Raw genomic sequence first — 22834 nt, forward strand, 5'->3', positions numbered from 1 at the left:
TCGTTTGCGTCCCCAACAAATCGAAAGCCGCTGCCGGCTATTCGATTTGCGGAAGCGCGTGGATCCTGGGTCGATCGTTACTCGGCTGCTTCGGCGAGGCGCGCGGGTGCCGCCTGGCGTACGCCGTCGTCCACATGATCCTCGAACGGCGCGAAATTCTCGACGAACAGGTCGACGAGGCGCGCAGCGGCCGCGTCATATTCAGCCGGGTTTGCCCAGGTCGACCGCGGATCGAGGATCGCGGGATCGACGCCCGGCACCTCCACGGGCACGTCGAAGCCGAAGTTCGGATCGCGGCGGAACGCCGCATCCTTCAGGCTGCCGTCGAGCGCGGCGTTGAGGAGCGCGCGCGTCGCCCTGATCGGCATCCGCTTGCCGACGCCGTACTTGCCGCCGGTCCAGCCGGTATTGACCAACCAGCAATCGACCCCGCCGCGCGCGATCCGCTCCTTCAGGAGATTGCCGTAGACCGAGGGGTGGCGCGGCATGAACGGCGCACCGAAGCAGGTCGAGAAGACGGGCTCGGGCTCGGTCACCCCGATCTCGGTCCCCGCCACCTTCGAGGTATAGCCCGACAGGAAGTGGTACATCGCCTGCTCGGGCGTCAGCCGCGCGATCGGCGGGAGCACGCCGAACGCATCGGCGGTCAGCATCACGATGTTGCGCGGCACCGGCCCGAGATTGTCGGCGCTGGCATTGGGGATGAAGTCGATCGGATAGGCGCCGCGGCTGTTCTCGGCCAGCGTGGCGTCGTCGAGGTCGAGTTCGCGCGTGCCTGCGTCCATCACGACGTTCTCGAGCACCGTGCCGAAGCGCTTCGTCGTCGCGAAGATCTCGGGCTCCGCCTCTTCGGACAGACGGATCATCTTGGCATAGCAGCCGCCCTCGAAATTGAAGACGTGGGTGTCCGACCAGCCATGCTCGTCATCGCCGATCAGCGTGCGACTGGCATCTGCCGACAGCGTCGTCTTGCCCGTGCCCGACAAGCCGAAGAACACCGCCGTGCCGCCATCGGGGCCGATATTGGCCGAGCAATGCATCGGCATCACGCCCTTTTCGGGGAGGAGGTAGTTCAAAAGGCCGAACACCGACTTCTTCATCTCGCCGGCATATTTGGTGCCGCCGATCAGGATCAGCTTCTCGGTGATGCTGACCGCGATCACCGTCTCGGTCCGGCAGCCGTGGCGCGCGGGATCGGCGCGGAAGTCGGGCAGGTCGATGATCGTGAAGTCCGGGACGAAGCCGGCCAGCTCGTCGACCTCCGGCCGCACCAGCATCGTGCGGATGAACAGGTTGTGCCAGGCGAGCGTGTTGATGACGCGCACGTTGACGCGGTGCTCGGGCTGCGAGCCGCCGTAGAGGTCCTGGACGAACAGCGTGTCGGCCTCGCCCACCTCAGCCAGGAAGTCGGCCTTGAGCGCCGCGAAGGCCTCGGGCGTCATCGGCTTGTTCGACTTGCCCCACCAGACGCTCGTCTCGGTCTCGGCATCGCGGACCATGAACTTGTCCTGCGCCGATCGGCCGGTGTGGCGCCCCGTCTCGACCACCAGCGGCCCGTCCTTGGCCAGCCGACCTTCGCCGCGCGCCACCGCCTGCTCGACCAACGGCGCGGTGCCGAGATTCCAGTGGAGCGTCGCGCGCGTCGTGATGCCCTGCGCGTCCAGGCCGTGGAGGGGGGTGCGATCGGTCACGTCGGTCTCCTTCGGGGCGGATGCTGCGCCGCCGCATACGTATGCAGAACCCACTCCGCATATGCGCACGCCGTCCTGCCGTCAAATGAGTCGCACGATCAGCTGCCGCTCGCTGCCTGCGTTCGGCGCGCCGCCAGGAACTTCTGCACTTCGCCCTGCATGACCGCGAACCAGTCGAGTGCATCGGCGAAATTGGCTTGCGTCATCTTCCCCACGCCGGTCACGTCCATGTAAATCGACAGGTCGCCGTCCTTGTCGATCGCCGCCTTGATGAAGCGCTTGCTCGCATTCCATTCGTTGGCGAGCGTGGGGGTGAAGTTCGCTTCCTTCTTGTACCAGCTGAAGAACTGGAACGAGGTGCAGCCCGTGACACCCTTGCAACCATAAAACTCGACGGTGAAATTGTCGCCGTTGGCGCCGCTCTTGATGACCGGCTCGCCCTGCTTGTTCGTGGTCAGCTCGGCCTTGTAGCCCTCGGCCTGCATCGCGCGTGCGATCACGGCGGGATCGGTCGCGTCGATCAGCACATCCTGCGCCGCCGCCGGCGTTCCCAGTCCGAGCGCGAACAAAGCGATCGTCTTCTTCATGTCGGCCCCCATCTTGTCCCCGATCCAAACCTAGCCGACTGAAACGGCGAGGCAAGTTCGTTCTTTATTTGTTCTTGCACAGTTGCTATGTCAGTGTCATGCCAGCCACCCGCCCGGTCCGCGGCGCCACGCGCAACGACGCGAGCGCGCGCTTCAACCTGCCCGCGAGGGAGGCGGACGGCGACTGGCTCGACGCGCGCGAGGCCGTCGATGGCGAACTGCCGCCGCTGCGCACCACCGTCACCATCGAGCAGCCGCGCACGATCATCGCGCGCAACCAGTCGCCCGACGTGCCCTTCGACCGATCGATCAACCCCTATCGCGGCTGCGAGCATGGCTGCATCTATTGCTTCGCGCGGCCGACGCATGCGTTCCACGACCTGTCGCCCGGCCTCGATTTCGAGACGCGGCTGTTCGCCAAACCCGATGCCGCTGCCCTGCTCCGCGCCGAGTTGTCCAAGCCCGGCTACGTCCCTCGCCCGATCGCATTCGGGACCAACACCGATCCCTATCAGCCGATCGAACGCGACTGGCGCATCACGCGCAGCTGTATCGAGGTGCTGGCCGAGACGAACCACCCGATCACGATCACCACCAAGTCCGACCGGGTGCTGCGCGACCTCGACCTGATCGCGCCGATGGCGGCCAAGGGGCTGGCGGCGGTGATGATCTCGGTCACGACGCTCGATCCGAAGATCGCGATGTCTCTCGAGCCGCGCGCGGCGGCACCCATCCGGCGGCTGCGCGCGATACGCGAGCTGGCGGCAGCGGGAGTGCCGGCCTTCGTCTCGATCTCACCCGTCATTCCCGCGATCACCGATCACGAGATGGAGCATATCCTCGAACTCGCGGCGGAAGCGGGCGCGCGCCGCGCCTTCTTCATCCCCGTCCGCCTGCCGCACGAGATCGCGCCGCTGTTCCGCGACTGGCTTGACACCCATTATCCGGAGCGCGCGGGCAAGGTGATGGCGATCGTCCAGTCGCTGCGCGGCGGGCGCGACAACGATCCCGGCTTCTTCACGCGGATGCAGGGGCAAGGCCCGTGGGCCGATTTGCTGCGCACCCGCTTTCACAAGGCGTGCCGCAAATACGGGCTGGAGGGCGAGCGGATCGAGCTGCGAACCGACCTGTTTCGGCGACCGGCCGGGGCGCAGGGGGAGTTGTTCTGACCGCCCCGTCCCGGCAAGGCGGAACCATGCGCCGCCTGATCGCCCTCATCGCGCTTCTGCTCGCCGTTCCGTCATTGGCGCAGAGCCCTACCCCACTCACCGTCATGAGCTTCAACGTCCGCTATCCGGCCGAGGGCGACGGTCCGGACAAGTGGGACAGCCGCGCCGCGCGCCTCACCTCGACGTGGCGGCGGATCGGCGCCGATATCGTCGGCACGCAGGAGCTGTTCCAGCATCAGGGCGACGCCATCGTTGCCGCCGACCCGCGCTACGCCTGGTTCGGGCGCGACCGGCGCGGCGGGCACGCCGACGAGCATATGGGCGTCTTCTATCGCCGCGACCGGCTGAAGCTGATCGAACAGGGCGACTTCTGGCTTTCGGACACGCCCGAGCTGCCGGGCAGCATCAGCTGGGGCCACCCCTTCCCGCGGATGGTCACATGGGGGCGGTTCGAGCGCCTGACCGACGGCCGGCGCTTCACCCTCGTCAACACGCATTTCCCCTACCGGGCAGAAGACGGCGCCGCGCGCGTCAAGGCCGCTGCCAGGGTCGCTGCTTTCGTCGCGGCGCTGCCCGAGGATGAGCCGGTGGTCGTGACCGGCGACTTCAACGACGTGCCGGGCAGCGCCGCGTACCGCACCCTCACCGCCACGCTCTCCGACAGCTGGACTGCGCTGGGCCGACCCGAGGCAGGCACCTTTCACGGCTTCGCCGGCATGGCCGAAAGGCGGATCGACTGGGTGCTCAGCCGCGGGTTCGAAAACAAGCGCGCCACGATCGACCGGCAGAAAGTCGGCGGGCGCTATCCCTCCGACCACTTCCCGGTGATCGCCACTCTCGCCTTCAAGCGGCCTTGAGGCTGTAGCCCCGGAACCGCTCGCGGATCGCCGTCTTGAGGAGCTTGCCTGTCGCGGTATGCGGCAGTTCCTCGACGAAATGCACCTCGTCGGGCAGCCACCACTTTGCCACATGCTTCGCCAGATGCGCGAGGATCGCGTCGGCGGTCACGTCGGCGCCGGGCTTGCGAACGACGAGCAGGATCGGCCGCTCCTCCCAGCGCGGATGATGGACGCCGATCGCCGCCGCCTCTGCCACGCCGGGACAGCCGACCGCGGCATTCTCGAGGTCGACCGAGCTGATCCACTCGCCGCCCGACTTGATGACGTCCTTGGCTCGATCGGTGATCTGCATCGTGCCGTCGGGATGGATCATCGCGACGTCACCGGTATCGAAATAGCCATCCGCATCGACACAGCGCTCGGCCTCTTCGAAATATTGATCTACGACCCACGGCCCCTTCACCATCAGCCGGCCCGACGTTTCCCCGTCGCGGGGCAGGACGTTGCCCGCGTCGTCGACAATTCGCATGTCGATGCCGAACGGCGCGCGGCCCTGGCGACAGACCTGATCGACCTGCTGCTCGAAGGTCAGCTCGTCCCAGTCGGGGCTGCGCGCGCCCACGGTGCCGATCGGCGAGGTCTCGGTCATGCCCCAGGCATGGTTGACGCGGATGCCCATCTTCATCAGCCGCTCGATCATCGATCGCGGCGCCGCCGATCCGCCGATCGTCACAAGCTCGAGGTGCTCGGGCGCCGCTCCGGTCGCGTCCATATGCTGGAACATCGCGAACCAGACCGTCGGCACACCAGCGGAATGCGTCACCTTCTCGCGGTTCATCAGCTCGCACAGGACGCTGGGCTCGTTGACGCAGGAGAAGACCAGCTTCATTCCCACCATCGGCGCGGAGAAGGGAATGCCCCAGCCTACTGCATGGAACATCGGCACGATCGGCATGCCGACCGCCCGCGTGGACAGGTCGAAGACCGAGGGCTGCACCTCCGACATCGCGTGGATCAGCGAAGAGCGGTGGGAGTAGAGCACGCCCTTCGGATTACCCGTCGTCCCGCTGGTATAGCATAGCATGCACGGCTCGCGCTCGCTCCCCTCGACCCAGGCATAGTCGCCGGTTTCGCGGCCAATCCAGTCCTCGAACCCCTTCTCGCCGGGCGCGGGATCGAAGCAGATATAGTGCTCGATCGTCGTCCAGTGCGGCTTCATCTTTTCGACGACGGGCGCGAACATCCGGTCGTAGAGCATCACGCGATCGTTCGCGTGATTGGCGATGAATGCGAGCTGGTCGGGGAAAAGCCGCGGGTTGATTGTGTGGAGGATGCCGCCCATCCCCATCGTCCCGTACCAGGCGACCAAGTGGCGCGAATGGTTCATCGCCAGTGTCGCGACACGGTCGCCGGGCCTCAGCCCCGCACGCTCGAGCGCCTGCGCCAGCCGCCGCGAGTCCCGGCCGATCTGCGCCCAGTTGGTCCGCGTCTCGCTGCCATCGAACCAGCGCGTGACGATCTCGCGGTGCGGATACTCGCGCTCGGCGTGCTCGACCAGGTGCGGTACCCGTAACTCGAACTCCTGCATCTTGCCCAGCATCATCGTCTCCAATGCGTCGGGTCAGTTCCATGCCCGATCTTCGAAGCCGATGATGCGCAAGCGAGGCCCGCGGTTCAAGGTCAGTTCGTGCGCCGCTCGATCCGGACGAGGGCGCTGGTGGGATCGGGGGGACGCCGAATAGGTGACAATCGTCCGCCAATCCCCCGTCCGATCCTCGATGCGCCACCCTTGTCCCGGTAGCGCCGCCAACCGTCGCCCCCAATCCTGCGACGCCCGGCACCTCGAACAGGAGTCGGCCAGCGCCGCCAGCGGATCGGCTTCGCTCGCCAGATCGAGCAGCGCGAACAGCGCCGCCGCGCGATCGGGTGTCGCCATTGCGCCGCTGTTCGCGTCCACCGCGTCGCACCCTGCCGGGAGAATGCCCAGCATCACGAGCGCGGCCCCATTATGTACCTTGCCGCCAACGCGCCATGCGTCCGCCTCCTCGGGTCACGCCCGTGTCCTTCCGACGGTGAGAAGGAACGGCCGGCCGCAGCGGCTAACCAGCGAGCTGCAGCTTCGGCGCCATCAGCTCGGCCTCGCGAATACCGGGGATGGCGCGGATGGCATCGACGCGCTCGCCGTCGATCAGGAAATCCTCGCCCAGCGACACCTCGGCCTCACCGCCCTCGATCGGGGTGACGATGCGGACCCGCGCGCGCCCGCCGCGCTCGTCGCGCAGCAACCCCGCGAGCGGTGCGATCGCCGCGGGATCGTCGACCCAGATGGTGAGGACGAGGCGCGCATTGTTGGAGAGCGTCTCGAACGGCTGGATCGTCTTGACCGTGACGCGCGCCGTGTCCTCGCCCGGCCGGCGGTCGAGCTCGACCTGCATCAGGCCGCAGCCGCCGGCCCGCGCCGCCTCCTCCAGCGCATCGGCGGTCATGTCCTCGAAACAGGTGGCGACCACCTGCCCGCTGGCGTCCGACAGCGTCGCCATCATGTAGCGCTTGCCGCGGGCGGAGGTGCGCCAGCGCGCATCCTCGACCAGCGCGGCGATCGTCGCGCCCGCCCGCGCGCCCTCGGCAACCTGAACCTCGCCCAGCGCCGCGATCGGCCTGGCGGCATGGACCTTGGCGAGGTGGGCGTAGCGATCGAGCGGATGGGCCGAGAAGTAGAAGCCGAACGCCTCCTTCTCGGCATTGATGCGCTCGGCCAGCGTCCAGCTCGCGCTCGACGGCAGGCGGATCGGCGGCTCGCTCGCCTCGCCGTCGCCGAACAGGCCGCCCTGCCCGCTCGCGCGCCCGGCATGGATACGCTGTGCGGTGGCGAGGATCGTCTCGGCCGCGGCGTGGACGCCGGGGCGGTTGTCATTCATCGCGTCGAACGCGCCCGCGGCCGCCAGCGTCTCGACCTGCCGCTTGTTGAGGAGGCGCGGGTCGACGCGCCGGGCGAAGTCGTCGAGGCTCTTGAACGGCCCCTTGGCCTTCCGCTCGTCGACCACCTGCTCCATCGCCCGCTCGCCCACGCCCTTGAGCGCGCCGAGCGCATAGCGGACTGCGAACCCGCCCTCGTGCGGCTGCACGTCGAACTCGGCCTCGCTAGCGTTGAGGTCGGCGGGCAGGCACGGGATGTTCAGCCGCTTCATGTCGTCGACGAAGATCGCCAGCTTGTCGGTGAGCGCGAGGTCGAAGCACATCGACGCGGCGAAAAACTCGTGCGGGTAATGCGCCTTCAGCCATGCGGTCTGATAGGCGAGAAGCGCATAGGCGGCGGCGTGCGACTTGTTGAAGCCATAGCCCGCGAACTTGTCGATCAAGTCGAACAGCTCATTGGCCTTGGCCGCCGGGATCGCGTTGTGCTCGGCACAGCCGGCGACAAAGATCGCGCGCTGCGCGTCCATCTCGGCCTTCACCTTCTTGCCCATCGCGCGGCGGAGCAGGTCGGCGCCGCCGAGCGAGTAGCCCGCCAGGATCTGCGCCGCCTGCATCACCTGTTCCTGATAGACGAAGATGCCGTAGGTCTCGGACAGGATGCCTTCGAGCAGCGGATGCGGGTACGTCACCGCCTCGCGCCCGTTCTTGCGCGCGCCAAAGCTCGGGATGTTGTCCATCGGACCCGGCCGATAGAGCGAGACGAGCGCGATGATGTCGCCGAAGTTCGACGGGCGGACGGCGGACAGCGTGCGACGCATCCCCTCCGATTCCAGCTGAAACACGCCGACCGTGTCGCCGCGCTGGAGAAGGGCGTAGGTTTCCTCGTCGTCCCAGGCGAGACCGTCGAGGTCGATCGAGATGCCGCGCTTGGCGAGCAGATCGACCGCCTTGCGCAGGACGCTCAGCGTCTTGAGGCCGAGAAAGTCGAACTTCACGAGGCCCGCGCCCTCGACATATTTCATGTCGAACTGGGTGACCGGCATGTCCGATCTCGGGTCGCGATAGAGCGGCACGAGCTGCGCCAGCGGCCGGTCGCCGATCACCACGCCCGCCGCGTGCGTCGAGGAGTGGCGCGGCAGCCCCTCCAGCTTCATGGCGAGGTCGAGCAGGCGGCGAACGTCGTCCTCGCGCTCGTACATCTGGTGGAGCTCGCTGACGCCGTTGATCGCGCGGTCCAGCGTCCAGGGATCGGTCGGGTGGTTGGGGACGAGCTTGGCGAGGCGGTCGACCTGGCCATAGCTCATCTGGAGCACACGGCCGGTGTCCTTCAGCACCGCGCGCGCCTTCAGCTTTCCGAAGGTGATGATCTGCGCCACCGTGTCGTGGCCGTATTTGGCCTGAACGTAGCGGATCACTTCGCCGCGCCGGGTTTCGCAAAAGTCGATGTCGAAGTCGGGCATCGACACGCGCTCGGGATTGAGGAAGCGCTCGAAGAGGAGGCCCAGCCGGATCGGATCGAGATCGGTGATGGTCAGCGCCCAGGCGACAGCCGAGCCCGCGCCCGAACCGCGCCCCGGCCCCACCGGGATGTCGTGGTCCTTGGCCCATTTGATGAAGTCGGCGACGATCAGGAAATAGCCCGGGAACCCCATCTTGATGATGATGTCGAGCTCATAGTCGAGCCGCGTCCAGTAGATCGCGGTCCAGTCCTCGGCATTCGCCAGTTCTTCGGGCGTCGGCGCCACCTGATCGGGCGACACGTCGCCATGGTGCGGGCGGTCCCAGCCGGGGGCGAGTTCGCGCCCCTCCAGCTCGGCGATGCGGCGGAGACGCGCCTTGAGGCCCTCGCGCGCGGTTTCGCGCAGCATGCGTGCCTCGCCCTCGCGATCGCCGGCGAGGCTGGGCAGGATCGGCTTGCGCTTGGGCGCGGCGACGGCGCAGCGCTGGGCGACGACGAGGGTGTTGGCGATCGCCTCCGGCAGGTCGGCGAAGTCGGCCTTCATGACAGGCGCGGGCTTGATCCACGCCTCGGGCGAGGAGCGCTTGCGGTCCTCCGACATGACATAGCTCGAATGCGCGATGCACAGCATGGCGTCGTGCGCGTCGTGGAAATCGGCCTCGGCGAAGCAGCTTGGGTTGGTGGCGACGAGCGGCAGGTCGTTGGCATAGGCGAGGTCGATCAGCGCCGCCTCTGCCGCCGTCTCGACCGCATCGCCGCGGCGGGCGAGTTCGATGTAGAGGCGGTCGGGGAACAGATGCTGGAGCCGGTCGAGATAGGCCGCCGCTTCGCCCGCCTGCTCCTCCGCCAGCAGGCGCGTGAGCCCGCCCTCGCCGCCCGCGGTCAGGCAGAGCAGGCCGTCGGTGCGCCCCTCCAGCGCCTCGATGGGCACGTGCGCGTCGAGTTCGACCGGGCGGCCGAGATGCGCCTCCGACACCAGCGCACAAAGATTGTCGTAGCCGCGCTCGTCCTGTGCATAGAGCGCCAGCCAGTCGAGCGTCGGCGCGCGCCCGTCCGCGGTGCCGGGGCGAGCAACCGACAGCATCGTGCCAATGATCGGCTGCACCCCCTCCGCCTTGCACGCGTCGGAAAAGGCCATCGCCGCATAGAGCCCGTTGCGGTCGGTCAGCGCGACCGCGGGGAAGCCCAGCTTGCGTGCCTGCTTGGCGATCGCCTTCGGCTCAATCGCGCCATCGAGCATCGTATAGCAGGAGAAGACGCGAAGCGGGACGTATTCGGCGTGCGGCATGGGATGAGGCTAGGCGTTGCAGGGCCGAGGGGAAAGGCAGACGAGCGGGTTATCCACAGCAAACGCCCCACGATTTACCCCATCCCGAACCTGATCCGAGATCCCGCTGCTTTGCCCGGCCGAACCTAGAAGGGGACCCCCAGATCAAGTCTGGGTGACAGGTTGGTAAGGGACCCCACCGCCCTTCCCGGTTTGGTTCGAGCTTGTCGAGAACGCCTCGGCTGCGCTCGCCAGCGGTTCTCGACTTCGCTCAAAACCAACGGGAAAGAGTGGCAGCGGTCAGCCGACCGGCGCTCCGTACAGGTCGTGCTCGTCGGCGTCCTCCACGCGCACGCGGATGATGTCGCCGAGCTCGCGGCCGATCACGTCGCGCAGGAAGACTTCGCCGTCGATCTCGGGTGCGTCAGCCATCGAGCGGCCAGTCGCGCCGCCTTCGTCGTCGACGGCATCAAGGATGACGTCGATCTCGCGCCCGACCTTGGCCTGCAGCTTGGCGGCGGAGATCGCGGCGGTCCGCTCCATGATCCGGGCATAGCGCTCTTCCTTGACCGCCTCGGGCACCGCGCCGTCCAGATCGTTCGCCGCCGCGCCCTCGACGGGTTCGAAGCGGAACGCGCCGACGCGGTCGAGCTGCGCTTCGTCGAGCCAGTCGAGCAGATATTCGAAATCGGCGTCGGTCTCGCCGGGAAAGCCGACGACGAAGGTCGAGCGGATGGCGATATCGGGCGCGATCGCGCGCCACGCCTTCAGCCGTTCGAGCACCTTGGCCTCGTTGGCGGGGCGCTTCATCCGCTTCAGCACGTTGGGCGCGGCATGCTGGAACGGGATGTCGAGATAGGGGAGAATCAGCCCCTCGGCCATCAGCGGGATGACCTGATCGACGTGCGGGTACGGGTACACATAGTGGAGCCGTACCCACGCCCCGAGTTGCCCCAGTTCACGGGCGAGATCGGTCATGTGCGGCACGACCTCGCGCCCCTTCCACATCCGCGGCTCACGGCGGATGTCGATACCGTAGGCGGAAGTATCCTGGCTGATGACCAGCAGCTCACGCGTGCCCGCCGCGACCAGCTTCTCCGCCTCGCGCAGGATCGCGTCGGGACGGCGGCTGACGAGGTCGCCGCGCAGCGACGGGATGATGCAGAAGCTGCACCGGTGGTTGCAGCCTTCCGAGATCTTCAAATAGCTGTAGTGGCGCGGCGTGAGCTTGAGGCCGGCTTCGGGCACCAGATCGACGAAGGGCGACGGGATCGGCGGCGCAGCCTCATGCACCGCCTCGACCACCTGCTCGTATTCGTGCGCGCCGGTGATTGCGAGGACCTGCGGAAAGCGGGTACGAATCGCCTCGGCTTCCTTGCCCATGCAGCCAGTGACGATGACGCGGCCATTTTCGGCGATCGCCTCGCCGATCGCCTCCAGCGACTCTTCCTTGGCGCTGTCGAGGAAGCCGCATGTGTTCACGAGCACGACGTCGGCGCCGGCATAGTCAGCCGACATCCGATAACCCTCGGATCGCAATTTGGTCAGGATGCGCTCGCTGTCCACCAGGTTCTTGGGACAGCCGAGCGACACCATCCCCACCTTGGGGGAGTCGGGAAGTCGCGTTGCCATGATCGGCCGCGCAGATAAGGTCTTTAGGTCCAAAAAGCGAGAGGCGCTGGCGCGGGGTCGCACGAGCCCCTAGCGTCGCGCGTGATGATCGATTTCAAGACTATTCTCGCCCCTGATCGCGGCCAGCCCGCGCGCGCCCTCCACCTCGTCGATGCAGCGGGCCATGACGACTGGCTCCGCCAGCAGCCGCCCCGCCACCGTGCCGCGCTGATCGCCCAGCGGTTCAAGCCGACGCCGGGCGCATTCGCGATCCTGCCCGGCGATGCGGCGGAGGCATGGTCGGCGGTGCTCGGCGTCAAGGACGCCGGGGTGCTGACGCCCTGGTGCCTTGCCCGCGCGGCGGAGATGCTGCCCGAGGGCAGCTATCGCCTCGACGGGCGCGAGCCGGCCGAGGCGATGCTCGGCTGGGCGCTCGCCCATTACCGCTTCGATCGTTATCGCAAGGAGGAGGCGTCGGGCGTCCGCACGCTGCTGACCGGCGAGCCACAACGGATCGAGCCGGTGCTGCGCGAGGCGCTGGCGACGATGCGCGTTCGCGACCTCGTCAACACCGGCGCCGGCGACCTCGGCCCCGCCGAACTCGAGGCCGAGGTAGTGGACGTGGGCGCGGCCCACGGTGCGCGTCTGACAGTGACCAAGGGCGTCGACCTCGAGCGCGGCTATCCGATGATCCATACCGTGGGCGCGGCCGCGACGGCGCAGCGCGCGCCGCGGCTGATCGAGCTCGATTGGGGTCGCGACGACGATCCACGCGTCGCCATCATTGGCAAGGGGGTGTGCTTCGACACCGGCGGGCTCGACCTCAAGCCGTCGGCGGCGATGCGGCTGATGAAGAAGGACATGGGCGGCGCGGCACACGCGCTGGCGCTTGCTGAGCTTGTCATGGCGGCGCGCCTGCCGGTGCGGCTGCACCTCCTCATCCCCGCCGTCGAGAATGCCGTGTCGGGTGCTGCCTTCCGCCCCGGCGACGTGCTGAGGACGCGCAAGGGCCTGACGGTCGAGAATACCAATACCGATGCCGAGGGACGGCTGATCCTGTGCGATGCCCTGACCCGCGCGGTCGAGGGCAAGCCGGGGATGATCCTCGACTATGCGACCCTGACCGGCGCGGCGCGCGTGGCGCTCGGCCCCGACCTGCCACCCCTGTTCGCCAATGACGAGGCGCTGGCGGCAGACCTCCTCGCTGCGGGCGAGCGGGTGGAGGACGCCCTGTGGCGGATGCCGCTGTGGGACGGGTATGACGAGATGCTGAAGTCCGATGTCGCCGACATGGTGAACGCAGCCGAGGGGGCGTTCGCGGGCGCGATCACCGCGGCACTGTTCCTGCGCCGGTTCGTCCCTGCCGATGTGCCTTGGGCGCATCTGGACGTGTTCGCCTGGCGTCCGGCGACTCGCCCGGGCCGGCCCAAGGGGGGCGACGCCGTCGGGCTGCGTGCGGCATGGGCGATGCTCAAGTCGCGGTACGGCGAATGACCCACTGGCTGCTCCGCTACCGCTTCGCGCCCGACTATCTCGAGCGGCGGGCGACGTTTCGCGCCGAGCATCTGGGCATCGCGTGGGAAGCGGCGGATGCGGGCACGCTGATCCTCGGCGGAGCGGCGGGCGATCCGCCGGACGAGGGGTTGCTGGTCTTCACGACGCGCGAGGCGGCGGAGGCGTTCGCTGGCGCCGACCCCTATGTGGCGGCGGGGCTGGTGCTCGACTGGACGCTGAAGCCCTGGACGACGGTCGTGGGTGCGCTGGCGGCGACGCCGGTCCGGCCCTGATCTCGACCGGCGCCCCAGCGCGGGCCGGGGGCCTGCCACCGGGCGATCTCAGCCTTTGCTGGCATGACGTTATGGCTTAGGGCTCGATCTTCACCCGCTCGCTCCTACCCTCTCGAACGAGCCAGAGGTCGCCGAAATCGACGTGGACCAGCGGCGCCGGTCGCTGGCCGCCAAAGCGTTCGACGATCTCGGGCACGGTGTTGCTGTGGCCGACGATCAGCACATCGCCGGGCTGCACCCTCACCGCCTCGACCAGTCGGGCCGCGTCGGTCCAATCATAGTCGATCGGCTGAAGCCCCCGCTCGCGCGCCAGCGGCGCCGCGGTCTGGCGCGTGCGGGCAAAGGGCGTGGCGTAGATCGCCGCCAGCTTCTTGCCACCGAACCAGCGCACGAGCGCCTGCGCCCGCGCCTCACCTGTCGAGGTCAGCCGCGCGTCCTTCACCCCCTCGGGCGTGTCGAGGTGCCGGATGACGTAGATCGTCTGCGGCGCGGGCGTGCCCGCACACCCCGCCGTGAGCAGCGCAGCCGTAAAGGCCAGGACCGCTCGCCGCCTCAAAGCGCAGCCGCCGCCTCGATGATCGGCACGAACTTCTCGGCCGTCAGGCTGGCGCCGCCCACGAGGGCGCCGTCGACATGCGGTGCTGCGAGGATCGTGCCCGCGTTCGCGCCCGTCACCGACCCGCCATAGAGGATACGGATGCCGTCCGCGGCCTCCCCCACCATCTGGCGCATCTTGGCGCGCGCGATCGCATGGATCGCGGCGATCTCCTCGACCGTGGGCGTGCGGCCGGTACCGATCGCCCAGCGCGGCTCATAGGCGAGCGTGAACCAGTCGCCGCTCGCATCCTCGGGGACCGATTTCTCGATCTGCGCCTGGACGACGCGCTCGGCGCGGCCGGCGTCGCGCTCGGCCTCGGTCTCGCCGCAGCAGAGGATGACCGACAGGCCGTGGCGGCGCGCCGCGGCGGCCTTGGCCCAGGCGTCGTGGCTGGTCTCGTTCTGGTCGGCGCGCCGCTCGCTATGCCCAACGATTACCGTCGTCGCCCCCGCCTCGCGCAGCATCGGGGCGGAGATGCAGCCGGTATGCGCGCCCGAATCGCGCTCGTGCACGTCCTGCGCGCCGATCGCGAGGGTACCGGCATGCTCGGCCGCCAGCGCCAGCAACGTGGTCGGCACGTAGAGCGCGACATCGACATCCGGATGCGCGGCGGCGGCGGCGGCGATCGCCTCGACCTCGCGCACGGCATCGCGAAGGCCGTGCATCTTCCAGTTGCCCGCCACCAGCTTGCGCCTCGTCATCCGAACTCCTCTTGAACTGCATTCGTATGCAGCCGATGCCAGCATGGCCGCGCGCGCACAAGCTTGTCGCGGCCGGCATCGCCCCCTAAAGCGCGCCATTCCTGATTTCAGTGCTTCGCGAACGAACGGACGCTTCGATGCTCAATTTCTTCCGCCGGATGGTCAAGTCGAAGTTCGGCGTGCTGTTCACGCTCGCGGCGCTGGCGATCATCGCGATCAGCTTCGGCCTGGCCGACATCAACGGCCTGAGCCAGCCGGGCGGCGCGCGCGGCGCCACCCTGATCGAGGTCGCGGGCGAGGGCGTCGGCGAGAACGACCTGCGCCAGCGCACGCGCCTCGCCCTCGATGCGGTGCGGCAGCAGCAGGAAGGGCTCGACATGCCCGGCTTCCTCAACGCCGGCGGGTTCGAGAGCGTCGTCGCGCGGGTCGAGAACGGCCTCGCCCTCGAACGCTTCGCCGAGGAAAGCGGCATGGTCGCGTCGAAAGCGCTGGTCGACGGCCAGATCGCCAGCATCCCCGCCTTTCAGGGCTTCGACGGCAAGTTCAGCCAGACCAACTTCGAGCGCGCGCTCGCCCAGCGGCAGATCACGCCCGAGCAGCTGCGCACCGATATCGCGCGCGAAACCTATGCCCAGTGGCTGCTGACGCCGACGATCGGCGCGAGCCAGGTCGGCGACCAGCTGGCCCTCCCCTATGCCAACCTGCTGCTCGAGCGGCGCAAGGGCCAGATCGCGCTGGTGCCGACGCGCGTCGATGCTTCGGCCAACCCGACCGACCAGCAGCTCTCGACCTTCTACGGCAACAACCGCCAGCGCTATACCGTGCCCGAGCGGCGCGTGGTCCGCTACGCGGTCGTCACGCCCGCCGCCTATGCGGCGCGGGTGCAGGTGACCGACGCCGACCTTCAAGCAGCGTACAAGGCGGCGGGCGACAAATACGCCCCGTCGGCAACGCGCACGCTGGAGCAGGTCGTCGTCCTCGATCAGGCGCTTGCATCGAAGATCGCGGGTCAGGTGAAGGGCGGCACCGCCGTCGCCGCCGCTGCGCGCGCCGCGGGGCTTGAGGCGACGACTGCGACCGACATCAGGCAGTCGGCCTTCGCGACGCAAACCTCGGCCGATGTCGCAAAGGCGGCCTTCGCCGCGCCGCAGGGTGGCGTCGTCGGCCCGGTGCGCTCGCCGCTCGGCTTCCACATCATCAAGGTCACGGGCATCAGCCAGTCGGCGGGACGTCCGCTCGCGGCCGTTCGCGACGAACTGACCGCCGAGGTGCGCAAGCGCAAGGAGGCGGAGGCGCTGGCCGATGCGCAGCAGGAGCTCGACACCGGCATCGCCGATGGCGCGACGTTCGACGAGCTGATCGCCGACCAGAAGCTTCAGGCGCAGACGACGCCGGCCCTCACCGCACAGGGCATCAATCCCGATGCGCCGGGCCAAGCGCCCGATCCGCGGCTGGCGACGATCATGCAGGCGGGCTTCGCCGCGCAGGACGGCGATGCGCCGCAGATCGTGCCGGTGGGCCAGGACGGCACCTTCGCCATCGTCGCGCTCGGCCGCATCGTTCCGGCCGCCGCGCGCCCGCTCCAGTCGATCCGCGCGGCGGTCGTGGAGGACTGGCGCCGCCAGCAGGCCAAGCTCGCCGCCCGGCGCATCGCCGATGCGGTCGTCGCCAACGTCGGCCGCGGCACCGCGCTCCGGCAGGCGCTGGGTGCGGCCGGCGTGACCGGCGCGCCGGCGGTGCAGACGGTCGACGTCTCGCGCGCCGAGCTGGCGGCGCGCCAGATCCAGCTGCCGCCGCCCGTCGAGCTGATGTTCAAACTGAAGCAGGGGACCGCCAAGCTGCTCGAGGCGCCGAACAATGGCGGCTGGTTCGTCGTCACGGTGACCGGCATCACCCCCGGCGACGCCCGCAAGGCGCCGGGCGCGGTCCAGTCGACGCGCGCCGGCCTCGGCTCGGTCGTCGGTCGCGAATATGCCGAGCAGTTCACCAACGCCGCCAAGAAGCAGCTCGGCGCCACGCGCAACGCCGCGGGCCTCGCCAAGCTCAAGGCCGACCTCGCCGGCCAGGGCGCTGTCGCCGAGTGATCGAGGGGATCGACGCCGCTCGCGCTGCGCTCGCCGCCGGGCGGCCGGCGCTCGTCTGGCGCCGCCAGCTTGCCGATACCGAGACGCCCGTCGCCGCCGCGCTCAAGCTGATCGAGCCCGGCCGCGGCGACTTCCTGCTCGAGTCGGTTGAGGGCGGCGCGGTGCGCGGCCGGCACAGCCTGATCGGCCTCGCACCAGACCTCGTCTTTCGCGCGGTTCGCGAGCGCGCGGAGGTCAACCGCCACTGGCTGACCGACCGCGCGGCGTTCGAGCCGTGCGAAGCCGGCAGCCTCGCCGCGCTCCGCTCGCTGGTCGAGGCGTGCCGGGCCGACGTGCCCGCCGCACTGCCCCGCGCGCTCGCCTGCCTCGTCGGCTATTTCGGTTACGAGACGATCGGGCTGGTCGAAAAGCTGCCGGCGCCTAAATCGCGCGCGCTCGACATTCCTGACATGCTGTTCGTGCGGCCGAGCGTCCTGCTCGTCTTCGACCGGCTGGCCGACGCACTGTTCGTCGTCGCCCCGGCCTGGCCCGAGCATGGGGCGCAGGCCGTCGATCACGCGTGCGAGGCGATCGAGGCGACGAGCGCCCGCCTTGCCGCCGCACCGCTCCCCGCGCCGGCGCGCAGCGAGGCGGAGCCACCGGTCTTCACCCCGGTCCTCGAACCCGGCCGCTATGGCGAGATGGTCGCGGCGGCGAAGGACTATATCGCCGCTGGCGACATCTTTCAGGTCGTGCTGGCGCAGCGCTTTACCGCGCCCTTCGCGCTACCGCCGATCGAGCTTTACCGCGCGCTTCGCCGGATCAATCCCTCGCCGTTCCTCTACCATCTCGACCTGCCTGGCTTTTCGCTGACGGGATCGAGTCCCGAGATCCTCGTACGCGTGCGCGACGGCGAAGTGACGATCCGCCCGATCGCCGGCACGAGGCCGCGCGGGGCCACGCCCGAGGCCGATGCCGCCAATCGCGAGAGCCTGCTCGCCGATCCCAAGGAGCGCGCCGAGCACTTGATGCTTCTCGATCTCGGCCGGAACGACGTGGGCCGCGTGGCGGCGGCGGGCAGCGTGCGCGTGACCGACAGCTATACGGTCGAGCTCTACAGCCACGTCATGCACATCGTCTCGAACGTGGTCGGGCGGCTGCACCCCGAGCGTGACGCGATCGACGCGCTGTTCGCGGGCTTCCCGGCGGGGACGGTCAGCGGCGCGCCCAAGGTCCGCGCCTGCCAGATCATCGCCGAACTCGAGCCCGAGGCGCGCGGCGCCTATGCCGGCGGTGTCGGCTATTTCTCGCCCGACGGGTCGATGGATTCGTGCATCGTGCTGCGCACCGGCATCGTCAAGGACGGTGTCATGCACGTCCAGGCGGGTGCCGGCATCGTCGCCGACAGCGACCCTGCCTATGAACAGCGCGAATGCGAGGCGAAGGCCGGCGCGCTGCTGGCCGCCGCACGCGAGGCGGTGGCGAGAGCCGGCGAGGCCGGGTTCGGACAATAGGGTGAAGACACCGCCCCGTTCCGGGCAGGTCCTCGGACGTTTCCTCACTCAACCGTCACCCCGGACCTGATCCGGGTGACCAAAGCCCTATGGCAGCTTCGCCGCTTCGGCCCGCTGGGCGCGGCGCCATTCGAACCATTGGTCGATCATCTGCTGGTTGCAGCCCGTCTGGCCGCCCGTGCCGACCGGCGAGCAGCTGTTGGGCAGGCCCGCGCGGTTGACCTCCATCATCGTCTGCGCGCGGTTGGTCCACGACTGGTTGCCCGCGACCACGGGCTGATCGCGGAACTCCTTGGGGATGCGATACTGCTCCTCGGGGTCGATCCTGCCGCAGACGACGACCTCGTCGCCTGTCGCCTCGGGGCATTTCTCACCCTGTTTCAGCATGATATTGCGGATGCGGTTCGGCGTCCCGCCCTGCCGCGCCTCCTGCGCCAGCGATAGCGCGGGCGTCGCCAGCAGGGGCAAGAGGAGCAGGCCCAGGGTGAGGCGACGCATGGCAATTCTCCGGCAGTTAGTCCGCTCATCCGCTGCCCAAGCTTGCGCGCGGCTGAACGAGGGCTAGATGACAGGATATGCTTCTGGTCATCGATAATTACGACAGCTTCACCTGGAACCTCGTCCACTATCTGATGGAGCTGGGGGTCGAGGTGCGGGTCGAGCGCAACGACGCCCTGACCGCACGCGACGCGATTGAGACGAACGCGCAGGCCTTTCTGATCTCGCCGGGCCCCTGCACGCCGACCGAAGCGGGGATCAGCCTCGACCTCGTCGCCGCCTGTGCCGAGCTGAAGAAGCCGCTGCTCGGCGTCTGCCTTGGCCATCAGGCGATCGGCCAGCATTTCGGCGGCAAGGTGGTGCGCGGCGGGCTGATGCACGGCAAGACCTGTCCGGTCGAGCATGATGGCACCGGGCTGTTTGCGGGCCTCCCCTCGCCCTTCACGGCAACGCGCTACCACTCGCTGATCGTCACCGATGTGCCGTCCGAGCTGGTGGTCAATGCCACCGCCGCCGACGCCAGCGTCATGGGCTTTCGCCATCGCGACCTGCCGATCCACGGCGTCCAGTTCCATCCGGAAAGCATCGCCACCGAGCATGGCCATGCGATGCTCGCAAATTTCCTGCGCGACGCCGGCCTGCCCGCGACGATGCCGGCAAATCTGCCGAGGGGGCTGGCGGCATGAGCGTAACCACCCTCCTTCCCGATCCTTCGACTCCGCTGTCGAATGACAGCGCCGCACGCGCGTTCGCGGACATCCTCGACGGGCGTGCCGACGATGCCGCGATCGAGGGGTTCCTGATCGCGCTGACCGAACGCGGCGAGACTTCGGTCGAGATCGCCGCCGCGGCCGGCGCGCTGCGCGAGCGAATGATCGGGCTCGACGCGCCCGACAATGCCATCGACGTGTGCGGCACCGGCGGCGACGGGCATCACACGCTCAACGTCTCGACCGCAGTTGCGATCGTCGTCGCGGCATGCGGAGTACCGGTCGCCAAGCATGGCAACCGTGCCGCCTCTTCGAAAGCGGGAGCCGCCGACACGCTCGAGGCGCTGGGCCTCGACCTCGACGCCGCAACCGCGAGTGCGGAGGCGACTTTGGGCGAGCTCGGCATCGCCTTCCTGTTCGCCGCCAACCACCATCCGGCGCTCGCGCGGCTCGCGCCGCTGAGGCGCCGGATCGGACGGCGGACGATCTTCAACCTGATGGGGCCGCTCGCCAATCCGGCGCGGGTGCGGCGCCAGCTCGTCGGGATCGCACGGCCGGATTACGTGCCCGTCTATGCCGAGGCGCTGACCCTGCTGGGCGCCGACGCCGCCGCCGTGGTCGCGGGCGAAGAGGGGCTCGACGAACTTTCCTGCGCCGGCCCGAGCGTCGCGGCGAATGTCGGCAGCGCCACTCTGCCAGAGGCCATCATTCCCGAGGATGCGGGCCTGCCCCGCCACCCGCTCGCCAAGATCCGCGGCGGCGAGGCGGCGGAAAACGCCGAAGCGCTCAAGGACCTGCTCGCCGGCGGCACCGGCGCATATCGCGACGCGGTGCTGCTAAATGCCGCCGCCGCACTGATCGTCGCGGGCCGGGTCGAGACGCTCGCTGGCGGCGCGGCACAGGCAGCCGAGGCGATCGACAGCGCCCGCGCCGCCGCGCTGCTCCGCCGCTGGATCGAGCGCGTATGAGCGACATGCTGACCGCGATCATCGATCGCAAATATGATGAGGTGATCGAACGGCGGACCCGCGCCTCGCTCGCCGATCTCGACGCCCGCGCCGCCGAGCAGAGCCCGCCGCGCGGTTTCAAAGCCGCGCTCGACGCACGCGCCGCGTCGGGCCGCCACGCGCTGATCGCCGAGATCAAGAAGGCCAGCCCCTCCAAGGGCCTGATCCGCGCCGATTTCGATCCGCCCGCTCATGCCCGCGCATATGAAGCGGGCGGTGCGACCTGCCTTTCGGTACTGACGGACGGGCCGGGGTTTCAAGGTCATGCCGATTACCTGATCGCCGCCCGCGCCGCTTGCGACCTACCCGTCCTGCGCAAGGATTTCATGGTCGACCCCTGGCAGGTGGCCGAAGCGCGCGCGATGGGCGCGGACGCGGTGCTCATCATCGTCGCGGCGATTGACGACGGCGCGATGGCCGAGATCGAGGCGGCGGCGTTCGAGCGCGACATGGACGTGCTGGTCGAGGTCCACGACGCCGCCGAGATGGAACGCGCCGCCCGCCTCCGCTCCCGCCTGATCGGCGTCAACAACCGAAATCTCAAGACGTTCGACGTCGATTTCAACAAGACCTACGAGCTCGTCGGCTTGGCGCCCGAGGGGTGCACCTTCGTCGCAGAAAGCGGGCTAAACACCCGCGTCGAGCTTGACGCGATGGCCGAGCGCGGCATCCGCTGCTTCCTGGTCGGCGAGGCGCTGATGCGGCAGGCCGATGTCGAGGCGGCAACCCGCGCGCTGGTCGGATGAGCGGCCTCACGCACCTCGACGAGGCGGGCGCGGCGCGGATGGTAGACGTCGGACACAAGTCAGCGACCGAACGCCGCGCGGTCGCCGCCGGCCGCATCGCCATGTCACGCGAGGCGGCCAGCGCAATCCGCAACGGGGCGGTGGCCAAGGGCGACGTGCTTGCCGTGGCGCGCGTCGCCGGCATCATGGCGGCGAAGCGCACCGCCGACCTGATCCCGCTCTGCCACCCGCTCCCGCTCACCAGCGTCGAGGTGGCGCTCGCGGTCGAGGACGACGGCGTCACCGTTACCGCCACGGCGGCGACGACGGGCCAGACCGGCGTCGAGATGGAGGCGATGATCGCCGCGAGCACCGCGCTCCTCACCTTGTACGACATGGCAAAGGCCATCGATAAAGCCATGATTCTTCAGGACATTCGCCTGCTGTCGAAGGCGGGCGGCAAGTCCGGCGACTGGCACGCCCCCGCCTGATGGGGCTGCTGCCGGTTGCCGAGGCGCAGGCGCGCCTGCTCGCGCTGGCGCCGCCGCTCTCGATCGAGGACGCGCCGCTCGGCCTCGCGGCGGGCCGCTGGGCCGCGTCGGCGGTGACGGCGAAGCGGACTCAGCCCGCACGCGACCTGTCGGCCATGGACGGCTTTGCAATTGCCCATGCCGACCTGCCCGGCCCGTTCCGAATGATCGGCGAGAGCGCGGCCGGACGCCCTTTTGCGGGCCGCGTCGGCGCGATTGAGACGGTGCGTATCTTCACCGGCGCGGCGATGCCCGCAGGCGCGAACTGTGTGCTAGTGCAGGAGGAAGCGCGTGTCGAGGGCACCCTCGTCCACCTTGCGGGTGAAGGACCAGGCCATCCCGGCCGCAACGTCCGCCCCGCCGGACTCGATTTCAGCGAGGGCGACGGGCTGATCGCCGCGGGCGAACGCCTGACCCCAGCGCGGATCGCGCTCGCCGCGGTCGCGGGTCATGCCACGCTGCCCGTTCGCCGCCGCGTCCGCGTCGCGATCGCCGCGACCGGGGACGAGCTTCGCCCCGCAGGTGCGCCGCTCGGTGACGGTGACCTGCCCGAGAGTAATGGCGTCATGCTGTCGGCGTTGCTCGCCGACCTGCCGGTCGATCTCCTCGACCTCGGTATCCTGCCCGATCGGCTCGAGGTGCTGCGCGACGCCTTTGCGGGCGCGAGGCCAGACGTGCTCGTCACCACCGGCGGCGCATCGGTGGGTGACCACGACCTCGTGCGACCGGCATTGGAGGCCGCGGGCGCGGCGATCGACTTCTGGCGCGTCGCGCTCCGGCCCGGCAAACCGATGCTCGCGGGCCGGTTGGGCGACGGCGTCGTCGTGGGCCTGCCGGGCAATCCGGTCTCCGCCTTCGTCACGGCGACGCTGTTCGTTCGCCCGCTGATCGCCCATCTCTCGGGCGCCGCCGATCCGTTCCCCGCCACGGCGCCCGCCGTCCTCGGGGAGCCGCTGCCCGCCAATGGCGAGCGCACCGATTATCTGCGGGGTCGACGCATCGACGGGCGCGTCCACATCGCCGCGATCCAGGACAGCTCGATGTTGCGAACGCTCGCGCGCGCCGACTGCCTAGTATTGCGTCAGGCGCATGAACCGGCCGCGGCCGCGGGCGACTCGGTGGAGATCCTCGACCTCGCTTGACAGCAAGAGGAACAAGACAT

Annotated in this window: 20 protein-coding genes; 11 read left to right on the forward strand and 9 right to left on the reverse strand. The window is 69.0% G+C overall.

Features of this window, described 5'->3' with window-relative positions:
- Positions 1-77: 77 nt before the first annotated feature.
- Both COC42_RS01740 and COC42_RS01745 read right to left on the reverse strand, forming a co-directional pair.
- Positions 78-1691, reverse strand: a complete 1614-nt coding sequence (locus COC42_RS01740) for a phosphoenolpyruvate carboxykinase (protein WP_096341567.1) — start codon at positions 1689-1691, stop codon at positions 78-80.
- Between the two features lie 98 nt (positions 1692-1789).
- Positions 1790-2278 (reverse strand): YbjN domain-containing protein, encoded by a 489-nt coding sequence (locus COC42_RS01745; protein WP_176484529.1) that lies wholly within the window; start codon positions 2276-2278, stop codon positions 1790-1792.
- Between the two features lie 98 nt (positions 2279-2376).
- Between COC42_RS01745 and COC42_RS01750 the strand changes: the two genes are divergently transcribed.
- Together COC42_RS01750 and COC42_RS01755 are read left to right on the forward strand one after the other, a co-directional pair.
- The gene (locus COC42_RS01750) at positions 2377-3447 is read left to right on the forward strand and encodes a PA0069 family radical SAM protein (RefSeq protein WP_096341569.1); all 1071 of its coding nucleotides are present in this window, start codon (positions 2377-2379) and stop codon (positions 3445-3447) included.
- A gap of 26 nt (positions 3448-3473) precedes the next feature.
- Positions 3474-4304 carry an endonuclease/exonuclease/phosphatase family protein gene (locus COC42_RS01755; RefSeq protein ID WP_096341570.1) on the forward strand — a complete coding sequence of 277 codons (831 nt, stop codon included), beginning with the start codon at positions 3474-3476 and terminating at the stop codon, positions 4302-4304.
- On the opposite strand, the gene COC42_RS01760 is transcribed toward COC42_RS01755, so the two are convergent.
- From COC42_RS01760 to rimO, 4 genes are all read right to left on the reverse strand, one after another.
- Positions 4291-5886 (reverse strand): long-chain fatty acid--CoA ligase, encoded by a 1596-nt coding sequence (locus COC42_RS01760; RefSeq protein WP_176484530.1) that lies wholly within the window; start codon positions 5884-5886, stop codon positions 4291-4293. The genes COC42_RS01755 and COC42_RS01760 overlap by 14 nt on opposite strands.
- Before the next feature lie 21 nt (positions 5887-5907).
- The gene (locus tag COC42_RS01765) at positions 5908-6276 is read right to left on the reverse strand and encodes a hypothetical protein (protein ID WP_096341572.1); all 369 of its coding nucleotides are present in this window, start codon (positions 6274-6276) and stop codon (positions 5908-5910) included.
- Positions 6277-6385: 109 nt separating this feature from the next.
- A complete protein-coding gene (gene dnaE / locus COC42_RS01770) occupies positions 6386-9949 on the reverse strand; it encodes a DNA polymerase III subunit alpha (protein WP_096341573.1) in 3564 nt (1187 codons plus the stop codon).
- A 279-nt stretch (positions 9950-10228) separates the two neighbouring features.
- A complete protein-coding gene (gene rimO / locus COC42_RS01775; protein ID WP_096341574.1) occupies positions 10229-11560 on the reverse strand; it encodes a 30S ribosomal protein S12 methylthiotransferase RimO in 1332 nt (443 codons plus the stop codon).
- 84 nt (positions 11561-11644) lie between these two features.
- Here rimO and COC42_RS01780 point away from each other — a divergent pair, with 84 nt between their 5' ends.
- Complete coding sequence (locus tag COC42_RS01780) at positions 11645-13033, forward strand: leucyl aminopeptidase family protein (RefSeq protein WP_096341575.1); 1389 nt, start codon at positions 11645-11647, stop codon at positions 13031-13033.
- Positions 13030-13326, forward strand: a complete 297-nt coding sequence (locus COC42_RS01785) for a YciI-like protein (RefSeq protein ID WP_096341576.1) — start codon at positions 13030-13032, stop codon at positions 13324-13326. Before COC42_RS01780 ends, COC42_RS01785 begins: the two co-directional genes overlap by 4 nt.
- Before the next feature lie 76 nt (positions 13327-13402).
- Here COC42_RS01785 and COC42_RS01790 read toward each other — a convergent pair whose 3' ends face one another.
- Both COC42_RS01790 and tpiA read right to left on the reverse strand, forming a co-directional pair.
- Complete coding sequence (locus COC42_RS01790; RefSeq protein ID WP_096341577.1) at positions 13403-13882, reverse strand: phosphoglycerate mutase family protein; 480 nt, start codon at positions 13880-13882, stop codon at positions 13403-13405.
- Positions 13879-14625: a triose-phosphate isomerase gene (tpiA, locus tag COC42_RS01795; RefSeq protein ID WP_096341578.1), complete on the reverse strand. Its 747-nt coding sequence runs from the start codon at positions 14623-14625 to the stop codon at positions 13879-13881. The genes COC42_RS01790 and tpiA overlap by 4 nt, the downstream gene beginning before the upstream one ends.
- Positions 14626-14762: 137 nt before the next feature.
- On the opposite strand from tpiA, the gene COC42_RS01800 reads away from it, so the two are divergent.
- Positions 14763-16709 carry a peptidylprolyl isomerase gene (locus COC42_RS01800; RefSeq protein ID WP_096341579.1) on the forward strand — a complete coding sequence of 649 codons (1947 nt, stop codon included), beginning with the start codon at positions 14763-14765 and terminating at the stop codon, positions 16707-16709.
- Positions 16706-18202, forward strand: a complete 1497-nt coding sequence (gene trpE / locus COC42_RS01805) for an anthranilate synthase component I (protein ID WP_096341580.1) — start codon at positions 16706-16708, stop codon at positions 18200-18202. The genes COC42_RS01800 and trpE overlap by 4 nt, the downstream gene beginning before the upstream one ends.
- A gap of 87 nt (positions 18203-18289) precedes the next feature.
- Here trpE and COC42_RS01810 read toward each other — a convergent pair whose 3' ends face one another.
- Positions 18290-18700 carry a hypothetical protein gene (locus COC42_RS01810; RefSeq protein WP_096341581.1) on the reverse strand — a complete coding sequence of 137 codons (411 nt, stop codon included), beginning with the start codon at positions 18698-18700 and terminating at the stop codon, positions 18290-18292.
- 77 nt (positions 18701-18777) lie between these two features.
- Between COC42_RS01810 and COC42_RS01815 the strand changes: the two genes are divergently transcribed.
- Genes COC42_RS01815 through COC42_RS01835 form a run of 5 tightly spaced genes read left to right on the forward strand, consistent with a single transcriptional unit; the run spans position 18778 to position 22814 of the window.
- Complete coding sequence (locus COC42_RS01815; protein WP_096341582.1) at positions 18778-19386, forward strand: anthranilate synthase component II; 609 nt, start codon at positions 18778-18780, stop codon at positions 19384-19386.
- Entirely contained in the window at positions 19383-20378 is a 996-nt protein-coding gene (gene trpD, locus COC42_RS01820; protein WP_096341583.1) for an anthranilate phosphoribosyltransferase, read from the forward strand. The genes COC42_RS01815 and trpD overlap by 4 nt, the downstream gene beginning before the upstream one ends.
- Positions 20375-21163, forward strand: a complete 789-nt coding sequence (trpC, locus tag COC42_RS01825; protein ID WP_096341584.1) for an indole-3-glycerol phosphate synthase TrpC — start codon at positions 20375-20377, stop codon at positions 21161-21163. The genes trpD and trpC overlap by 4 nt, the downstream gene beginning before the upstream one ends.
- Positions 21160-21633 carry a cyclic pyranopterin monophosphate synthase MoaC gene (gene moaC, locus COC42_RS01830; RefSeq protein ID WP_096341585.1) on the forward strand — a complete coding sequence of 158 codons (474 nt, stop codon included), beginning with the start codon at positions 21160-21162 and terminating at the stop codon, positions 21631-21633. The genes trpC and moaC overlap by 4 nt, the downstream gene beginning before the upstream one ends.
- Positions 21633-22814 carry a molybdopterin molybdotransferase MoeA gene (locus COC42_RS01835; protein ID WP_096341586.1) on the forward strand — a complete coding sequence of 394 codons (1182 nt, stop codon included), beginning with the start codon at positions 21633-21635 and terminating at the stop codon, positions 22812-22814. Before moaC ends, COC42_RS01835 begins: the two co-directional genes overlap by 1 nt.
- Positions 22815-22834: the final 20 nt, after the last annotated feature.

The organism is Sphingomonas spermidinifaciens (assembly GCF_002351485.1).
In the GTDB taxonomy this organism is placed as follows: Bacteria; Pseudomonadota; Alphaproteobacteria; order Sphingomonadales; family Sphingomonadaceae; genus Sphingomonas; species Sphingomonas spermidinifaciens.

Bases quoted from the DNA above. Each gene is read 5' to 3' on its own strand.
- COC42_RS01750 (WP_096341569.1), top strand. From the start codon at position 2,377: ATGCCAGCCACCCGCCCGGTCCGCGGCGCCACGCGCAACGACGCGAGC.
- trpC (WP_096341584.1), top strand. From the start codon at position 20,375: ATGAGCGACATGCTGACCGCGATCATCGATCGCAAATATGATGAGGTG.
- COC42_RS01780 (WP_096341575.1), top strand. From the start codon at position 11,645: ATGATCGATTTCAAGACTATTCTCGCCCCTGATCGCGGCCAGCCCGCG.
- COC42_RS01765 (WP_096341572.1), bottom strand. From the start codon at position 6,276: ATGCTGGGCATTCTCCCGGCAGGGTGCGACGCGGTGGACGCGAACAGC.
- dnaE (WP_096341573.1), bottom strand. From the start codon at position 9,949: ATGCCGCACGCCGAATACGTCCCGCTTCGCGTCTTCTCCTGCTATACG.
- COC42_RS01785 (WP_096341576.1), top strand. From the start codon at position 13,030: ATGACCCACTGGCTGCTCCGCTACCGCTTCGCGCCCGACTATCTCGAG.
- moaC (WP_096341585.1), top strand. From the start codon at position 21,160: ATGAGCGGCCTCACGCACCTCGACGAGGCGGGCGCGGCGCGGATGGTA.
- COC42_RS01815 (WP_096341582.1), top strand. From the start codon at position 18,778: ATGCTTCTGGTCATCGATAATTACGACAGCTTCACCTGGAACCTCGTC.
- COC42_RS01810 (WP_096341581.1), bottom strand. From the start codon at position 18,700: ATGCGTCGCCTCACCCTGGGCCTGCTCCTCTTGCCCCTGCTGGCGACG.
- COC42_RS01745 (WP_176484529.1), bottom strand. From the start codon at position 2,278: ATGAAGAAGACGATCGCTTTGTTCGCGCTCGGACTGGGAACGCCGGCG.
- COC42_RS01760 (WP_176484530.1), bottom strand. From the start codon at position 5,886: ATGCTGGGCAAGATGCAGGAGTTCGAGTTACGGGTACCGCACCTGGTC.
- COC42_RS01755 (WP_096341570.1), top strand. From the start codon at position 3,474: ATGCGCCGCCTGATCGCCCTCATCGCGCTTCTGCTCGCCGTTCCGTCA.
- COC42_RS01800 (WP_096341579.1), top strand. From the start codon at position 14,763: ATGCTCAATTTCTTCCGCCGGATGGTCAAGTCGAAGTTCGGCGTGCTG.
- rimO (WP_096341574.1), bottom strand. From the start codon at position 11,560: ATGGCAACGCGACTTCCCGACTCCCCCAAGGTGGGGATGGTGTCGCTC.
- trpD (WP_096341583.1), top strand. From the start codon at position 19,383: ATGAGCGTAACCACCCTCCTTCCCGATCCTTCGACTCCGCTGTCGAAT.
- COC42_RS01835 (WP_096341586.1), top strand. From the start codon at position 21,633: ATGGGGCTGCTGCCGGTTGCCGAGGCGCAGGCGCGCCTGCTCGCGCTG.
- tpiA (WP_096341578.1), bottom strand. From the start codon at position 14,625: ATGACGAGGCGCAAGCTGGTGGCGGGCAACTGGAAGATGCACGGCCTT.